The organism is Geobacillus thermocatenulatus, assembly GCF_002217655.1.
Lineage (GTDB): Bacteria > Bacillota > Bacilli > Bacillales > Anoxybacillaceae > Geobacillus > Geobacillus thermocatenulatus.
The window spans coordinates 92,948-107,874 of record NZ_NEWK01000001.1 but is presented as its reverse complement, the minus strand read 5'-3'; the positions used below and the strand labels follow the sequence as shown (position 1 = coordinate 107,874).

At 53.3% G+C, this 14,927-nt stretch carries 18 protein-coding genes and 1 pseudogene; 7 read left to right on the top strand and 12 right to left on the bottom strand.

Annotated features, from left to right (window positions below):
* Positions 1-105: 105 nt before the first annotated feature.
* Complete coding sequence (lipL, locus tag B9L19_RS00600; protein ID WP_047752480.1) at positions 106-957, bottom strand: octanoyl-[GcvH]:protein N-octanoyltransferase; 852 nt, start codon at positions 955-957, stop codon at positions 106-108.
* Between the two features lie 200 nt (positions 958-1,157).
* On the bottom strand, positions 1,158-2,138 hold the full coding sequence (gene pta / locus B9L19_RS00595) for a phosphate acetyltransferase (protein WP_089113811.1): 981 nt from the start codon (positions 2,136-2,138) through the stop codon (positions 1,158-1,160).
* A 228-nt stretch (positions 2,139-2,366) separates the two neighbouring features.
* On the opposite strand from pta, the gene hemQ reads away from it, so the two are divergent.
* The 3 genes from hemQ (at position 2,367) to gerQ (ending at position 4,460) form a co-directional block, all read left to right on the top strand.
* Positions 2,367-3,113 carry a hydrogen peroxide-dependent heme synthase gene (gene hemQ / locus B9L19_RS00590; RefSeq protein WP_025948342.1) on the top strand — a complete coding sequence of 249 codons (747 nt, stop codon included), beginning with the start codon at positions 2,367-2,369 and terminating at the stop codon, positions 3,111-3,113.
* Positions 3,114-3,431: 318 nt separating this feature from the next.
* Positions 3,432-3,860 carry a cell wall hydrolase gene (locus tag B9L19_RS00580; protein WP_025948341.1) on the top strand — a complete coding sequence of 143 codons (429 nt, stop codon included), beginning with the start codon at positions 3,432-3,434 and terminating at the stop codon, positions 3,858-3,860.
* Between the two features lie 24 nt (positions 3,861-3,884).
* Positions 3,885-4,460, top strand: a complete 576-nt coding sequence (gerQ, locus tag B9L19_RS00575; protein ID WP_047752479.1) for a spore coat protein GerQ — start codon at positions 3,885-3,887, stop codon at positions 4,458-4,460.
* Between the two features lie 300 nt (positions 4,461-4,760).
* Here the strand turns inward: gerQ and B9L19_RS00570 are convergent, their stop codons facing one another.
* The 4 genes from B9L19_RS00570 to B9L19_RS00555 all read right to left on the bottom strand — a co-directional run bounded on the left by B9L19_RS00570 (position 4,761) and on the right by B9L19_RS00555 (position 6,835).
* Positions 4,761-5,132 (bottom strand): DUF423 domain-containing protein, encoded by a 372-nt coding sequence (locus B9L19_RS00570; protein WP_047752478.1) that lies wholly within the window; start codon positions 5,130-5,132, stop codon positions 4,761-4,763.
* Positions 5,133-5,395: 263 nt separating this feature from the next.
* A complete protein-coding gene (locus B9L19_RS00565; protein WP_053915098.1) occupies positions 5,396-5,695 on the bottom strand; it encodes a YwdI family protein in 300 nt (99 codons plus the stop codon).
* Between the two features lie 20 nt (positions 5,696-5,715).
* Complete coding sequence (locus B9L19_RS00560; RefSeq protein ID WP_025948337.1) at positions 5,716-6,405, bottom strand: uracil-DNA glycosylase; 690 nt, start codon at positions 6,403-6,405, stop codon at positions 5,716-5,718.
* A gap of 34 nt (positions 6,406-6,439) precedes the next feature.
* Positions 6,440-6,835, bottom strand: a complete 396-nt coding sequence (locus B9L19_RS00555; RefSeq protein WP_025948336.1) for a YkvA family protein — start codon at positions 6,833-6,835, stop codon at positions 6,440-6,442.
* Positions 6,836-6,982: 147 nt separating this feature from the next.
* Here B9L19_RS00555 and B9L19_RS00550 point away from each other — a divergent pair, with 147 nt between their 5' ends.
* Genes B9L19_RS00550 through B9L19_RS00540 form a run of 3 tightly spaced genes read left to right on the top strand, consistent with a single transcriptional unit; the run spans position 6,983 to position 8,551 of the window.
* Positions 6,983-7,333: an STAS domain-containing protein gene (locus B9L19_RS00550; protein ID WP_025948335.1), complete on the top strand. Its 351-nt coding sequence runs from the start codon at positions 6,983-6,985 to the stop codon at positions 7,331-7,333.
* Positions 7,330-7,818, top strand: coding sequence for an anti-sigma B factor RsbW (rsbW, locus tag B9L19_RS00545; RefSeq protein WP_025948334.1), 489 nt, complete (start codon positions 7,330-7,332; stop codon positions 7,816-7,818). Before B9L19_RS00550 ends, rsbW begins: the two co-directional genes overlap by 4 nt.
* A complete protein-coding gene (locus B9L19_RS00540) occupies positions 7,778-8,551 on the top strand; it encodes a sigma-70 family RNA polymerase sigma factor (RefSeq protein ID WP_025948333.1) in 774 nt (257 codons plus the stop codon). Before rsbW ends, B9L19_RS00540 begins: the two co-directional genes overlap by 41 nt.
* Before the next feature lie 37 nt (positions 8,552-8,588).
* On the opposite strand, the gene B9L19_RS00535 is transcribed toward B9L19_RS00540, so the two are convergent.
* A complete protein-coding gene (locus tag B9L19_RS00535) occupies positions 8,589-10,499 on the bottom strand; it encodes a SpoIIE family protein phosphatase (protein WP_089113902.1) in 1,911 nt (636 codons plus the stop codon).
* 173 nt (positions 10,500-10,672) lie between these two features.
* A pseudogene (locus tag B9L19_RS00530) lies at positions 10,673-10,768 on the bottom strand (FMN-dependent NADH-azoreductase); the annotation flags it as partial.
* A gap of 150 nt (positions 10,769-10,918) precedes the next feature.
* Here B9L19_RS00530 and B9L19_RS00525 point away from each other — a divergent pair.
* Positions 10,919-11,437, top strand: coding sequence for a type II toxin-antitoxin system PemK/MazF family toxin (locus B9L19_RS00525; RefSeq protein ID WP_011232893.1), 519 nt, complete (start codon positions 10,919-10,921; stop codon positions 11,435-11,437).
* A 434-nt stretch (positions 11,438-11,871) separates the two neighbouring features.
* Here the strand turns inward: B9L19_RS00525 and B9L19_RS18875 are convergent, their stop codons facing one another.
* The 4 genes from B9L19_RS18875 to B9L19_RS00510 form a co-directional block, all read right to left on the bottom strand.
* Positions 11,872-12,108, bottom strand: a complete 237-nt coding sequence (locus B9L19_RS18875) for a hypothetical protein (RefSeq protein WP_053915478.1) — start codon at positions 12,106-12,108, stop codon at positions 11,872-11,874.
* 169 nt (positions 12,109-12,277) lie between these two features.
* Positions 12,278-12,913 carry an FMN-dependent NADH-azoreductase gene (locus B9L19_RS00515; protein ID WP_015376094.1) on the bottom strand — a complete coding sequence of 212 codons (636 nt, stop codon included), beginning with the start codon at positions 12,911-12,913 and terminating at the stop codon, positions 12,278-12,280.
* A gap of 173 nt (positions 12,914-13,086) precedes the next feature.
* Positions 13,087-13,236 carry a hypothetical protein gene (locus B9L19_RS18870; RefSeq protein ID WP_167372758.1) on the bottom strand — a complete coding sequence of 50 codons (150 nt, stop codon included), beginning with the start codon at positions 13,234-13,236 and terminating at the stop codon, positions 13,087-13,089.
* 167 nt (positions 13,237-13,403) lie between these two features.
* Positions 13,404-14,786, bottom strand: a complete 1,383-nt coding sequence (locus B9L19_RS00510; RefSeq protein ID WP_047752476.1) for a glycine--tRNA ligase — start codon at positions 14,784-14,786, stop codon at positions 13,404-13,406.
* Between the last annotated feature and the right edge of the window lie 141 nt (positions 14,787-14,927).

The window sequence follows — 14,927 nt, the reverse complement described above, 5'->3', positions numbered from 1 at the left end:
TCGCACTCTCTCCAGTGCGGCCAAGACCGGGGCATCCTTTTTGTCCGCCGGCGGCGTCAAACGATGAACACAGGCTCTTTGCCTGCCGCCGGACGGCTGCTTCCCTTACTCCCCTGCTGAAAGCGCACCGCTGAGCGCCGTTTCATTCCGTTCAACGATGCGCGCCCAATACTGCTCATACCAATTCCATTCGCCGCTCTCGAGGGCAGACGAATATAGCTCGCCGCCAAACGACTGCAGCGTGCGCCAAAGGGCGACAAGCAGCTCATCGATCGACAACTCGCAGCCGAGAAGCTCAGACAGCGACGCCATGACAGCAGGGACAACATCGGGGTAGGCGAATTTCGTTTTCTCTCCTTGGCGGCCGAGCTCATAAAAGCGGCGAATAAGCTCAGCCCGCGCGGCTCCGCTCCCATCGACGCAAAGGTAGATTTGCACGGCAACGCCGCCGCGCACCCGTCGCTGCGAAATGCCGGCAAATTTTTTGCCGCCAATGCCCAAGTCATAGCTCCCCGGGCAATACGAACCGACGACTTCCCCCGCCTCAACGCGGACACCGTATGGCGCAAGCATGGCAGCGATGAGTGCATACATCGCCTCATACCCTTGCTCGATCGCAATCTGGTGGGTAGCTTCCGGAAAAATGAGTGAAATATTGAGCACCCCGCTGTCAAGGACAACGGCCAGCCCGCCGGAATTGCGGACGACGACGCGGTACCCTTCCTTATGCAAAAACGAAACCGCTTCGTGGAAATGCGGAAGCTTTGTGTCCGCAATGCCCAACACGATGGTGTCGTCATGCACCCATGTGCGGACGACAGCATCGGAACACCCGGCGCCAACCGCGGTGCATAGCGTGTCATCAATCGCAAACGACTGTTTCGCATCAAACAGCGGCCCGAGGTGCGACTGATCGATCACCCGCCACCTCGGCTGCCGCAACAGTTCATGGCTCATCTCAGCAAACCCCTTACGTTGAACGTTCCGCTCCCATTATACCACATCAAACTGGCACAATTACGGCCATTAAAAAAGAAAGCGGCTAAACAGCAGCCAGCCGCCTTCTTTGACACGGATCCATGCATGAAACAAGGTGTCGCCCATTCTTTGGCAAAACGAACCGTTTCAGACTCCTCTTGCTCAGTTCAACAGCCTCTTTACTCCCCAAGCGACTGCACCGCGGTGATGAGTGCGAGCTTGTAGGTGTCTTCGGCGCTGCATCCGCGCGATAAGTCGTTGACCGGCTTGTTCAGCCCTTGCAAAATCGGGCCGACCGCTTCGAAGCCGCCGAGGCGCTGGGCGATTTTGTAGCCGATGTTGCCCGCCTCAAGGCTCGGGAAAATAAAGACATTTGCGTCCCCTTGAATGACTGAATCCGGCGCTTTCTTTCTCGCCACCTCTGGCACAAACGCGGCGTCAAATTGAAACTCCCCGTCAAGGATCAGATCCGGCGCCATTTCTTTCGCCAGCCGCACCGCTTCGGCCACTTTTTCCGTCTCCGGCGACGAGGCCGATCCTTTTGTTGAGAAGCTGAGCATCGCGACGCGCGGCGTAAGGCCGAACATTTTGGCCGTCCGGGCGCTCTCGACCGCAATTTCAGCTAAGTCCTGGCTGTCTGGGGCAATGTTAATGGCGCAATCGGCAAACACATATTTTTCGTCGCCGCGCACCATGATGAACACGCCGGACGTTTTGCGAACGCCTGGCTTCGTTTTAATGATTTGCAGCGCCGGGCGGACCGTATCGGCCGTTGAGTGGGCCGCCCCGCTGACAAGGCCGTCCGCTGCGCCCGTGTAAACGAGCATCGTCCCAAAATAGTTTTCATCCAAAAGCAACTCGCGCGCCGCCTCTTCGGTCATTTTTCCTTTCCGGCGCTCCACAAACGCCGAAACGAGCTCATCAAACCCGCCGTAGCGGCGCGGGTTGACAATCTCCACCCCTTCAAGCGGCAAACCAAGCGCCGCTGCTTTCACCCTTACCGCTTGCTCATCGCCAAGGACGATCGGCTGAAGCACTTGCTCCGCCGCCAAACGGCTCGCCGCCGTTAAGATGCGGTCATCAGTCCCTTCCGGAAATACGATTTTCCGTCCGGTGCCGGCTACTTTCATCTTTAATGCCGCAAATAAATCGTTTGCCACGATTCATGCCTCCTTCACGGTTGGCCCGCCTGTTTCCAAGCATCAGCCTTTCTCTACATTAAGCATACCGCTTCGATACGAAAACGCAACGCTCGTAAGCCCTTCCAATGAATAATTCATCTTTTGGAACAATTCAGTATCTTTTTCCTTATGCACAAACACCCGCTTTTTTGGCCAAACTATGATATAGTGGTACTGTACGATTGATTGAATAAAGGAGTGACGATGATGAGCGAAGCGGCCCAAACGTTGGACGGTTGGTATTGTTTGCACGATTTCCGCACGATCGACTGGAGCACGTGGAAAACGCTTCCGACTGAAGAGCGCGAGGCGGCGATCAGTGAGTTTTTAGCGCTTGTCGACCAATGGGAGACGACGGAAAGCGAGAAGCAAGGAAGCCATGCCGTCTACACGATCGTCGGGCAAAAAGCGGACATTCTGTTCATGATTTTGCGACCGACGCTGGATGAACTGCATGAAATCGAAACAGCCATAAACAAAACGAAACTCGCCGACTATTTATTACCTGCATACTCGTACGTCTCGGTCGTCGAGTTGAGCAACTACTTGGCGTCCGGCAGCGAAGACCCGTACCAAATTCCAGAGGTGCGCCGCCGTTTGTATCCGATATTGCCAAAAACGAACTACATTTGCTTCTACCCGATGGACAAGCGGCGCCAAGGCGAGGACAACTGGTATATGCTTTCCATGGAACAGCGGCGCGAACTGATGCGCGCCCACGGCATGACCGGCCGGAAATACGCCGGCAAAGTGACGCAAATCATCACCGGCTCCGTCGGTTTGGATGACTTCGAATGGGGCGTCACCTTGTTTTCGGATGATGCACTCCAGTTCAAAAAGCTCGTCTATGAAATGCGCTTTGACGAAGTGAGCGCCCGCTTTGGCGAGTTTGGCTCGTTTTTCGTCGGCACCCGTCTGTCGGCCGAAAATGTTTCTTCGTTCTTCCGTGTATAAAAAAAGAGGGGGCCCAAACGCAGCATGGCCCCTTTGCTTATTTTCCTATTCTTCAAGCAACCGGCGAACTTCTTCCTCCGAAATGTCAACCAAATGAGCGATTTCTTCCTCCATCATTCCTTTGCACGCCATGTTACGGGTCTTTCTTGCGCAACGGGTTTCCCTTTTTGGCCAACCGCCCTGTCATATCACGCCCAATCGCCCCATACATATAAAATCAGAAATTCCTCCAAGAAATCGCCCGTCCGTCTGTCACCATTTCCCGGATCCATCAATAGCCTATTACTGTCGACTTTGATGGAAAACCGAGGTGACGATATGGCAGTTGTTGCCCATACAGAAGAAGACGTGAAACTGTTAGCTCGGCTCATGCGAGCTGAAGCGGAAGGAGACGGGCGGCTTGGGATGCTCATGGTCGGCAACGTCGGCGTCAACCGCGTCATCGCCGACTGCCTGGACTTCCGCGGCATCCGCTCTATCCGGCAAATGGTGTTTCAAAGCCCGGGGGGCTTTGAGGCGGTGCAGAAAGGGTATTTTTACCAGCGGGCGCGCGAAGTGGATATCGGGCTGGCGCGCCAAGTGATCCGCGGCTGGCGCTATCACCCCGCGACAAATGCCCTCTGGTTTTTCAAGCCGCCTGAAGGCCAAGATTGCCCGCCGCAATGGTTCAACCAATGGAACGTCGGCCGCTACAAGTCGCATTGCTTCTTCGCGCCGACTCCATCCGATTGTCCGCGCGTGTATTAACATTTTTGCTGAGGAGGTTTTGTTATGTCCAACCATACCGACAACAACTATTATCCCCATGATGAACAACAACCAAACTATTATTATGGCTCGTTCGACCCGGAGCGGCAACAACCGTATGCAGCTTATCCGTACGGTTACCCGTATCCGCAGCCGTACTATCCGGCAGCCTACCCGTATGCCTATTACCAGCCGACGGCCGCTAGTGCACCGGCTTTTGGCTTGCAAGCACCGATGTTTGCCGCCCCGACGCCGACACCGACCACCGCTGCCGCACCCGCCACCGCCGGCCCGACCGCTCCGGGGATGCTGCCGATCGAAGAGTCGTACATTGAAAACATTTTGCGGTTAAATAAAGGAAAAATCGCCACCGTCTATGCAACGTTCGAAAACAACCGCGAGTGGAATGCGAAAGTGTTCCGTGGCGTCATTGAAGCGGCCGGGCGCGACCATGTCATCTTAAGCGATCCGCAAACGGGAACGCGCTATTTGATCCCGATGATTTATGTCGATTACGTCACGTTTGAAGGCGAAATCGCTTACGAATATCCGTTTGCCGGCGCTTCCGCCACGCCGCTCGCCTCCTATTCGCCGCGCTGAGTGCAAGCGCAAAACCGATGTTCGATGAGCAGAAAGGGTGTCCCAAAAACTCGGGACACCCTTTTCTTTACCGTATATAGCAGCAAAATGACCGATAAGAAACAATATGTTGTGTTTCGTTCAAGGAGCATTCCCCTCTTGGAAGCCCCTCTCTTCTTTATTTCATCTTATGTGATGGCCATCCCTATGTTGCCGACGTCCAGTTGCCTATCATGGTGGCAAATGAACCAAAAGAAGTGCCTTCTATGATTGGGACGGCGCGTAATTTCCTGTTCGGAACACACCTTGCCCGCGCTCCGTTTACAGCCATTTCAACGCCGCATACCCGATCATCACCCAGGCGACCAAAAAGGCGACGCCGCCAAACGGGGTGATCGCGCCGAGCGGCTTGATCTGCGTGACACTCAATACATATAAACTGCCGGAAAACAACACAATCCCCGCCAACATCACCCAGCCCGCCGCACCGATCAGCCCGACATTTGGCGCCTTGCCAATGAGCAATCCGATCACAAACAGCCCCAATGCGTGAAACATCTGATACTGCACCGCCGTTTTCCAAATCTCCAAATACCGATCCGGAATCTTCCCTTCAAGCCCGTGCGCGCCAAACGCTCCCAATGCGACGGCTAAAAACGCATTGAGTGCGCCAAGAAGAATGAATGTTTTCATTGCTGTTCCGCCTTTCTCATTCAAGATTGTTTTCCCTCATTCATTATAATGGGAATGTTCCCCGACAACAAATGACGAATGGATGTCAGCCACTTCACTCAGCAGAACCGATCAAATCGGGAGCGCCACCGACAAGACCCGCATCCAAGCCGGAGAACCGCTTCTTGTTTTTTGGCGCAAACAAGGACAAGCAGTTTAAAGGAGTTCTGTTGATCAACAATCCCCGTGGAGAAGACCGTTCCGCGAGAGTTCGTTACCCCCTCTCAAAAATCCAACAACGACTCCCCGTTCGCCTCATCGTCAATGTCAGGGGAGCGTCCCTGGACAGAAACAGCTCCAAGCGAAAGCCCGCCAGCAACCGAAATCGGCCCGCCGACGACAAGCGGCTCTGTCGAGACAGACGAAACGGACGGCTGCGGCTGGCCTGTCGTTTCCAGCATTAAGTCGCATAAAGCACGAACAGCGGCGATGTGTTCACGCATCCGCTGCGGGTTGTTCGCGGCCTTCGCTTTTCGAAGCTCGTCTTCCATTTTGGCGACAACGGCGGTAAAAGAAATGGACATGGTGTTCCCCCCCCCCTTGTTCATGTAGCGCGGGCGCCGATGTTCTCAATTTGCCAGTCGATCGGTTCGCGTCCGTGCTTGGTTAAAAACGCGTTCGTCCGCGAAAACGGGCGATGCCCGAAAAAGCCGCGCGCGGCGGAAAACGGGCTCGGGTGCGGCGCTTCAATAATGAGATGGCGCGGATTCGTAATCCGTTCTTTTTTCTCTTGCGCGTTCCGGCCCCAAAGCAAAAAGACGACCGGATCGTCTTTTTCGTTGACGAGTTCAATGACGCGGTCGGTGAAATATTCCCATCCTTTGCCACGGTGGGAATTCGCTTGGCCGCGGCGGACGGTCAGCACGGTGTTCAACAATAGCACCCCTTGCTCGGCCCATTTGACGAGATAGCCGTTATCCGGTATGTAGCAGCCGAGGTCGTCATGCAGCTCTTTAAAAATATTCACCAAGGACGGCGGCACCGGCACGCCCGGCTTGACGGAAAAACTAAGCCCGTGCGCCTGCCCCGGGCCGTGGTACGGATCTTGCCCGAGCAGCACGACTTTGACGTTCGCGTACGGCGTGTAATGAAGGGCGTTGAAAATATCGTGCATATCCGGATAAATCGTCCGCGTCCGGTACTCCTCTTTTAAAAACTCGCGCAGCTTTAAGTAGTACGGCTTTTGAAACTCTTCGTCAAGCAACGGAGCCCAATCGTTTTTTAAAATCGGCATGGCAGCCACTCCTTTTGCACTGACTTTTCCCTTATTACAATGTACCAAATCCAAGCCGAGAAAGAAACCAACGCAGCAGCCAAACCGAAAGCCATACATATAACAAGATGATCAACGCCCCGGTGGCCCAGTTGGTCGGCTTGCCGCGCCTAGCGAGCTCTTCCGCCCGCGCTCGATGTTCGGCCGCGACGTCTTTCGGCAGCCATTTGAGCGATATGTAAATGCCAAGTGGCAAAAGCAGCAAATCATCGATATACCCCAGCACCGGAACAAAATCAGGGATCAAATCGATCGGGCTGAACGCATACGCCGCAACGGCCAGCATAAACAGGCGCAGCCAAACCGGAACGCGCCGGTCGCGGCAGGCGGAATAGAGGACAAAGATTTCCTTTTTTATCCTTTTAGCCCATTGTTTCCATCTTTCCATCATCATGTCCCCTTTTCATTCGACATTCTCTGTTTCAACAAGTATAAAATATGGGTATAGAAAGCGTAAACGCCAAAGGCCGGACAAGCTAAGCCGTCGGCGCCAACGCAGCACCGGGATATCCATCAAACGCACAGTGGGGTGAAAGAAATGGATCAGAAACGATTCCATCTTGTTCATGACGAACAGCCGGATCGGCATGTTGTATACATAAAAGGCGAACTGGACCTGGCGGCAGCCGAGCAATTTCAACGCACCGTCGAACCGCTCGCCAGCGATGCGTCCAAACCGCTCGTTCTTCGCCTCGAAGATTTAACGTATATTGACAGCACCGGAATCGGCATGTTTGTGGCGCTGTTAAAAACGCGGCATCAACTCGGGGCGCCGTTTGCCATTGAAAACGTGCCGCCGAAAGTGCGGCGTCTGTTCGATTTAACTGGAGTATCCTACTTTTTTTCCGAAATGAACGATGCGACAGAAAGGATCGGAGGCCAATCATGAAAGAGCACGAAATGATCGTACAGCTGTCGATTCCAGCCGATGCGCAGTTTCTTGACATTGCGCGTTTGACGTTATACGGGCTGGCTGCCAAAATGGGATTTTCCTATGAAGAAATCGAAGATATGAAAGTCGCCGTCTCCGAAGCGTGCAACAACGTCGTGCTTCACGCCTACAACGGAAGAAGCGGCGATATTCACCTCCGTTTTGAGATGAGCGCTGATGCGCTTTCCATCGTCATTAAAGATGAGGGAAAAGGGTTTGACTACGAACGGGCGGCAAAACAGGCGGCGTCGCTGTCCGGCAAGCCGCTCAAAGATGTGAAAGTCGGCGGCCTCGGCCTCTTTTTAATGGAAGCGCTCATGGATGACGTCCGCGTCACGACCAAAGGCGGAACGGAAGTCCGCCTGACGAAATTCCGCCATCACGGCGAAGGAGAGCATGCCCATGACTGTATATCCCCCTCCTCTGTCCAAGAGCAAGCTTGACGCCCTTATTTCCGCCTATCAGCAAACGAAGACGGAAGAAGCGGCGACCGCCTTGCTTGTGCGCTTCGAGCCGCTCATTGCGACGGCAGCGAAAAAAATGGCGCGCAGCCGCCCTGATTTTTACGAAGACTTGTTTCAAGTCGGCCGGCTGTCGTTTTTGCGCCTTCTTGACCATTACGACCCGAACCAGGGAACAAACTTTGAATCGTATGCGATGAAAAGTTTAATCGGCTATATGAAAAACTATTTGCGCGACAAAGCGTGGTATATCCAAGTGCCGCGCCGGGTGAAAGAGAAAGGAAGCAAAGTGCAGCAAGCCATCGATGAACTGACCGTCAAGCTCGAGCGGTCGCCAACGATCGATGAGATCGCCGGCCACTTAGGCTTATCGGTCGAAGAAACGATCGAGATTTTAGCTGGCCGCGACCATTACCAGGCCATTTCGCTCGACGCCCCGGTGCAAGACGGGGGAAAGGATGCGACGACGATCGGTGAATTCGTCGCTGATGAAGCGAACGAAATCGAGTCGCTGATCGAGCGAATGGATTTAGAGCAGGCGATCGGCAAACTGAGCGAGCAAGAACAAATCGTCATCGACGCCATCTTCCGGCGCGGCGAGACGCAGCGGTCGCTCGCTGAACGGCTCGGCGTCTCGCAAATGACGATCAGCCGCATTCAAAAGCGGGCGATCGAAAAGCTGAAACGGCAGCTGGCCGCTGCCTCCCCGTCGTAACAGCCAAAAACGCCGCCACCGGCTGACTAGGGCGGCATCAGCGGCGGCGGAGCAACAATAACGTCTGGTCGTCTTTTTGTTCGTATTGGTGGTACGCCTTAACTTGCTCGTACAAATCGCGGACGATTTGCGCTGCTGGCTGGTCCAAATTGACGCGTACAACCATCGAGGCGAGGACGGAAAAATCATCGTCCGCCTCTTCGCCGCGTTTTTCCGTCACCCCGTCGGTGTACAGCAGCACAAAATCACCCGGCTCGAGCACTACCGACTTCGTCTCAAACGAAAATTGCGGAAACAACCCGAGCGCGCACCCTTTCGCATGAAGCGGCACACATTGTTTCGTTTTCGCCCGGTACCAAAGCGCCGGTTCGTGCCCAGCGCAGGCGTACGAGAACGTATGCGTCTTTTCGTTGTAATTGCCGACAAACATCGTGACAAACATCGACGGCTCGGTGTAGTCGTAGACGAATCGGTTCAGCAGGTCAAGATACACGTGCGGCTGCGTCCCGTAATGGACGGTTCGGTCCAGAATAAATTTCATCAATGTCATCAGCATCGCGGCTGGAATGCCTTTTCCCGACACATCGGCAATGCCGGCTGAGACGGATGTTTGATGGACAGCAAAATGGTAGAAATCGCCGCTCAACACCCGCGCCGGGACGCTGAGGACGCCGATGTCGACATACGAAGGCAAGTCCGCCTTCGACGACGTCTGCAAAAGCGCCCGCTGCATATTCGCGGCAAGCGACAGTTCAAAGTCGAGCTGTTCGCGCTCGCGCTCGAGCCGCTCCTTCTCTTTTTTCTCCGTCATGTCGCGCAAAACGGCGACAAGCCCTGTCAACGCACCGTTTTCCATCACCGGCGCCAGCGTGTAGCCGACCGGCAGGCACACGCCATCATGACGGCGGAACGGCTCCTCCTCGACGCGAATCACCTCGCCGCTTTTCAGCCGTTTGACAACGCGGCGCAGCCGCTTCCAATCCCACGCGGCCCCATCTGGCCCGGCGAGCATGACAAAGGAAAACAGCGGCTTCCCTTTCGCTTCCTCCGGATCAAGGCCAAGCAAACGGCCGGCTTCCGGGTTCATCCACACGATCCGGCCGTCGCGGTTTAACATCATCAATCCCTCGCCAAGGGCGTTTGCCATCATTTCCAGTTGCTGTTCGTGCTGTTTCAGCTCCACGTACGGTTTTTCGACCGTCTCGACGTACATTGCACGCACGATATACAAAAATCCGGCCATTTCATACAGCTGCCCCCATAACGCATGGCCGCCGCCAAGCATAAGCAGCCATTGGCCGAGGGCAAACCACCATAACGCCAGCAGCCAGTACAGGAAGGATCGGGAACTCCCTTGCCGCCAACGACGCCATACAAGCAAAGCGGCGCCCGCATCGAGCAACCCGATCATTCCCTCGCCGGCCTTCCACCAGAGTGGCCAGCGGCTTGTCCCGTCTCCCGGCCAAAGCGGCGCTATCCAATGGATGAATAGCCCAACGACCGCCGCATAAGCAAAAGCGGCGAAAAACGCTTGCCACCGTTGCCCGCTCCTCCGCTCCATCACCTCATCGCGGCGCGAAAACAGAAAAAGAAGCCCAAAGGCAAGCGTCAATCGGGCAGAGAGCGAAAAAGGGGACGCCTCCACGCCATCAGACGCAAAAGACAAGACAACATGCAGCGAAAACAACAAGCCTGAGGAGAAAAACAGCGCCCCCATCATCAGCCGCTCCATTGACAACGTATGCGGAAACACAGACCATCCTTGCACGGCGACAAGCCAGCAAACGACCATCACGGCGAGCCCTAAGGCAAGATGAATAGAATGATAGAATCCGGGCGAAACAGGCAGCCGGCCGGCCGCAAACAGAAGCAAGCCAAACATTCCGGCCGCCAGCACGGCCATCGCGCTGTGCGGACGCACCAGGCGATATCGTTCGTATTCCTTCACCAACGGAGAACCTCCACTCTTCATTCTATATGGTTTATTATACCATACGGCTCCCCGCCAGCGTATATGAACGTGATGGCCGTTTGGTTGTCCAATAAAAAAGGAGCCTCTCCGAATGAAGAGGCTCCCAAGCCCAGTTTGCGGCCATTTCCCGCGCAATACTCGCCCTCCCGTTAAAACGTGTGCGCCAAGTCTTTCGCCCGGGCGATGGCGTTCGCCTTAATTTCTTCCGCCTTTTCCGGCACCGCCGCATGCCCTTCGACAAATATCATTCTATTGGTGGCGGGAGATATCCCGAAACGACAAAATAATGGGAATGTATAGCGCCAAAAAATATTGCAGCGTGGCCGAACTTTAAGGACAAGATGTGATACAATCATGAGCGTGGCGGTATAAAACGAAGGGAAAGGGGGAATAAAATGGAATCAGATGCTATTCAACGCGAACGATTACGTTTAAAAAAAGTGGACAAAAAGGCAAAACTAGATGAATGGCATCCAAAGAAGATTGCTTTAGCAAACGAATGGATTGAGAATGAGCAAACGCAAATGAAGCGCCCGATCATACGAGGAGCTATTTTCACTTGTGAACTCGGGGAAAATATCGGCACAGAACAAAACGGAGAGCGGCCGGTGCTTGTTCTTTCTAATGACTGGATTAACCGCACATCCGGAAACGTTAAGGTAGCTCCTTTATCTACAAAATTAAAAACCAAAACCGTTACAGATCGGAAAGGGAAAACCAAAGTAGTGCCTCGTTTAAAGACACATTACTTTCTTCGAAAGGAAGTTTATCCTTTTTTAGCTCAGACTTCCACGGTAAAGGTAGAAGAATTAACGACCGTAAACAAAGTACGATTAAAGCAACATATCGGCAATATAAACGAGGATGACTTAAATAAGATTATGAACCGTGTAAAATGGGTATTTGACCTGTAACGTATTTACAATGTATTGACGACGTATTTATGACGTATTGACATTTCCCTAGTTTTTTTCTATACTTAGAGTACAAAATAAGTTGTCTGTCTCGTCACAGACCATTTCACACGTGAAAAAACGTGGATTCGTTTGTTTTTACAACGGAGAGGAGCCTAAATGGTTCCTCTCTTTGCATATTATCGCCAAGAGAATCATAACCTAATGATAAGTTGCCTGCCGCGTCGCAGGCCATTTCACCCCGTCAGCGGGGGATTCATGGTTTTTGCCCCAGTACTTCGGTGCTGGGGTTTTATGTATTTATCGAGGAAAATTTCTCACGAAGAAATAGGGACTTTATTGATCAGGCTTTTCTTTCATCATTCGTTTTCCTTAACGAATATAATCTATAAGGCTGGTGATTTAGTGAAAAGTCGCGGCAAACAGCTTCTTTCTCAAATGGAGAAGTTCTGCAAAATGACCGCTTCTCTTTCAGTCGAAAGCAACGATTTCGGCGAAATTGGTCGTTTTTCACCAGCCCTCTCAGGAAAGATGAAAAAAGAATGATAGAATCCGGGCGAAACAGGCAGCCGGCCGGCCGCAAACAGAAGCAAGCCAAACATTCCGGCCGCCAGCACGGCCATCGCGCTGTGCGGACGCACCAGGCGATATCGTTCGTATTCCTTCACCAACGGGGAACCTCCACTCTTCATTCTATATGGTTTATTATACCATACGGCTCCCCGCCAGCGTATATGAACGTGATGGCCGTTTGGTTGTCCAATAAAAAGGAGCCTCTCCGAATGAAGAGGCTCCCAAGCCCAGTTTGCGGCCATTTCCCGCGCCATTCTCGGCCTCCCGTTAAAACGTGTGCGCCAAGTCTTTCGCCCGGGCGATGGCGTTCGCTTTGATTTCTTCCGCCTTTTCCGGCACCGCCGCATGCCCTTCGACAAACAACCCTTCAAATGACGGAACACCGAAAAATTGCATAATGACGCTTAAGTACCGATGCCCCATCTCCATCTCCGCCGCCGGGCCCTCAGAATAAAAACCGCCGCGCGCTTGAATGTGGAGCGCTTTTTTATCGGTCAGCAATCCGACCGGCCCTTGTTCCGTATATTTAAACGTCTTGCCGGCGACCGCCACGGCATCAATGTACGCTTTCAACACAGGTGGGAATGAAAAGTTCCACATCGGCGTGACGAATACGTATTTGTCGGCGGAAATAAACTGCTCGCACAGCTCGTTCATGCGCCCGACTTTCGCTTTTTCTTCGTCAGACAGCTCTTCAAACGATTTCCCGGAGCGAAGTTTGCCCCAGCCGCTGAACACGTCGACGTCAATTTCCGGAATGTATTCCTTGTATAAATCGAGATGAATCACTTCATGATCCGGATGCACTTGTTTGTATGTGTCGATAAACGCTTTTCCGACCGCCATGCTGTAAGACTGCGTATCGTCGTGCGGATGGGCGGTGATGTACAATACTTTCGTCATGATGCATACTCCCTTTCGCGATGATCTCGGCACTTTAGTGTTTGCGCTTTGTCCAAGCGGCATTCACTTATTTTGAATTCAAATATCTCTAACAAGAGATAATTATATAAAGATCCAACACATTTGGCAAACGATTTGACCGCAAAAAAAAATTGCCTTTCTCCAAGGCAATGTTACTCGCTTTGTTCCACGACAAACGGGTTGCCGCTGATTTGTTTTCTTATTTCATCGGTGAGCGTAAACGGCTCGTTTTTAGAAGCGTTTTCGCCATTGCCAGGCGGATGGCCGCTTCCATCGTAGTAGATCGGTTTTCCTTCCATCATGGTGGACCCCCTTGATCCATGCAGGAACTAGTCTACACTCCTATTTTATCATTTATGCAGCGAACATTCAGCGATTTTTTTGAAATTTATCCTAAAAAAGCGTTTCCGTTTCCATGCATATTCCAAAAAACGCCGGGGGGTTCGTCGACGCCCCGGCGTTCATGGCATCAAAAGGCAATTTTTTCCTCTAAAAAGGCTTTGAGCTCCCCAATCGGCACCCGCACTTGTTCCATCGTGTCGCGGTCGCGAACGGTCACTTGGCCGTCTTGTTCGGACTCGAAATCGTACGTGATGCAAAACGGCGTGCCGATTTCATCTTGGCGGCGGTACCGCTTGCCGATCGAGCCGGTTTCATCATAGTCGACCATGAAATGTTTCGCCAGCTCTTCGTAAATGCGGCGCGCCCCGTCCGCGAGCTTTTTCGACAGCGGCAAGACAGCCGCTTTGTACGGCGCAAGCGCCGGATGCAAGTGCATCACCGTTCTCGTCGTGCCGTCTTCCAGCTCTTCTTCGTCATAGGCGTCGATCATAAACGCCAGCGTGACGCGGTCGGCGCCAAGCGACGGCTCAATGCAGTACGGGATGTAGCGCTCGTTCGTTTCTTGGTCGAGATAATGGAAGTCCTCTCCGGAGTATTCCATATGCCGCTTTAAGTCGTAATCGGTGCGCGACGCGATGCCCCACAGCTCACCCCAGCCGAACGGGAAATGGTACTCGATGTCAGTCGTGGCGTTGCTGTAGTGGGACAACTCTTCTTTTGTATGGTCGCGCAGGCGGATATGTTCTTCGTTCATGCCGAGCGACAACAGCCAGCCCTTGCAAAACTGCTTCCAATAGTCAAACCATTGCAGCTCCTCACCGGGCTTGCAGAAAAACTCGAGCTCCATCTGTTCAAATTCGCGCGTGCGGAACGTGAAGTTGCCCGGCGTAATTTCATTGCGAAAGCTTTTGCCGATTTGCGCGATGCCAAACGGCAGCTTCTTGCGCATGGTGCGCTGGACGTTTTTGAAGTTGACGAAAATGCCTTGCGCTGTCTCTGGGCGCAAATAAATTTCATTGGCGCTCGACTCGGTGACGCCTTGGTATGTTTTGAACATTAAGTTGAACTGGCGCACGTTCGTAAAATCCCGGCTGCCGCATTCCGGGCAGGCGATGTCGTATTCCTTGATGAGTTCATCCATTTGGGCCAGCGGCAACCCGTCAACGATCATCTCGATCCCTTTTTCCTCGAGCGCCTTCTCAATCAACTTATCGGCGCGGTGGCGCGCTTTGCACTGTTTGCAGTCGACCATGGGATCGTTGAAGTTGCCTAGGTGGCCGGACGCTTCCCACGTTCTCGGGTTCATTAAAATGGCGGCGTCAAGCCCGACATTGTACGGCGACTCTTGGACAAACTTCTTCCACCACGCCCGTTTAATATTGTTTTTCAGCTCGACGCCAAGCGGGCCGTAATCCCACGTGTTCGCCAACCCGCCGTAAATTTCCGAGCCCGGAAACACGAAGCCGCGATGCTTGGCATGGGCAACGATTTCTTCCATTGTCGCAGCCATCTGTTCATCCTCCTCCATTCATCATCCTAATCACAATGAAAAACGCCCTCGCCCCTAGGCCTCACGCCTAGGGACGAGAGCGTAGCTCCCGCGGTTCCACCCTAGTTGATGCGCCAAACGCGCACCCACTTTCGTCGAGTT

What these genes read in the sequence shown, in the direction of transcription:
- B9L19_RS00560 (WP_025948337.1), bottom strand. Translation starts at nt 6,405, where the DNA reads ATGCCGATTTTAAAAAACGATTGGGCTCCGTTGCTTGACGAAGAGTTT.
- B9L19_RS00515 (WP_015376094.1), bottom strand. Translation starts at nt 12,913, where the DNA reads ATGACGAAAGTATTGTACATCACCGCCCATCCGCACGACGATACGCAG.
- rsbW (WP_025948334.1), top strand. Translation starts at nt 7,330, where the DNA reads ATGAAAGAGCACGAAATGATCGTACAGCTGTCGATTCCAGCCGATGCG.
- B9L19_RS00570 (WP_047752478.1), bottom strand. Translation starts at nt 5,132, where the DNA reads ATGAAAACATTCATTCTTCTTGGCGCACTCAATGCGTTTTTAGCCGTC.
- gerQ (WP_047752479.1), top strand. Translation starts at nt 3,885, where the DNA reads ATGTCCAACCATACCGACAACAACTATTATCCCCATGATGAACAACAA.
- lipL (WP_047752480.1), bottom strand. Translation starts at nt 957, where the DNA reads ATGAGCCATGAACTGTTGCGGCAGCCGAGGTGGCGGGTGATCGATCAG.
- B9L19_RS00580 (WP_025948341.1), top strand. Translation starts at nt 3,432, where the DNA reads ATGGCAGTTGTTGCCCATACAGAAGAAGACGTGAAACTGTTAGCTCGG.
- B9L19_RS00565 (WP_053915098.1), bottom strand. Translation starts at nt 5,695, where the DNA reads ATGTCCATTTCTTTTACCGCCGTTGTCGCCAAAATGGAAGACGAGCTT.
- B9L19_RS00540 (WP_025948333.1), top strand. Translation starts at nt 7,778, where the DNA reads ATGACTGTATATCCCCCTCCTCTGTCCAAGAGCAAGCTTGACGCCCTT.
- B9L19_RS18870 (WP_167372758.1), bottom strand. Translation starts at nt 13,236, where the DNA reads ATGATGGAAGGAAAACCGATCTACTACGATGGAAGCGGCCATCCGCCT.
- hemQ (WP_025948342.1), top strand. Translation starts at nt 2,367, where the DNA reads ATGAGCGAAGCGGCCCAAACGTTGGACGGTTGGTATTGTTTGCACGAT.
- B9L19_RS00510 (WP_047752476.1), bottom strand. Translation starts at nt 14,786, where the DNA reads ATGGCTGCGACAATGGAAGAAATCGTTGCCCATGCCAAGCATCGCGGC.
- B9L19_RS00550 (WP_025948335.1), top strand. Translation starts at nt 6,983, where the DNA reads ATGGATCAGAAACGATTCCATCTTGTTCATGACGAACAGCCGGATCGG.
- B9L19_RS00555 (WP_025948336.1), bottom strand. Translation starts at nt 6,835, where the DNA reads ATGATGGAAAGATGGAAACAATGGGCTAAAAGGATAAAAAAGGAAATC.
- B9L19_RS00525 (WP_011232893.1), top strand. Translation starts at nt 10,919, where the DNA reads ATGGAATCAGATGCTATTCAACGCGAACGATTACGTTTAAAAAAAGTG.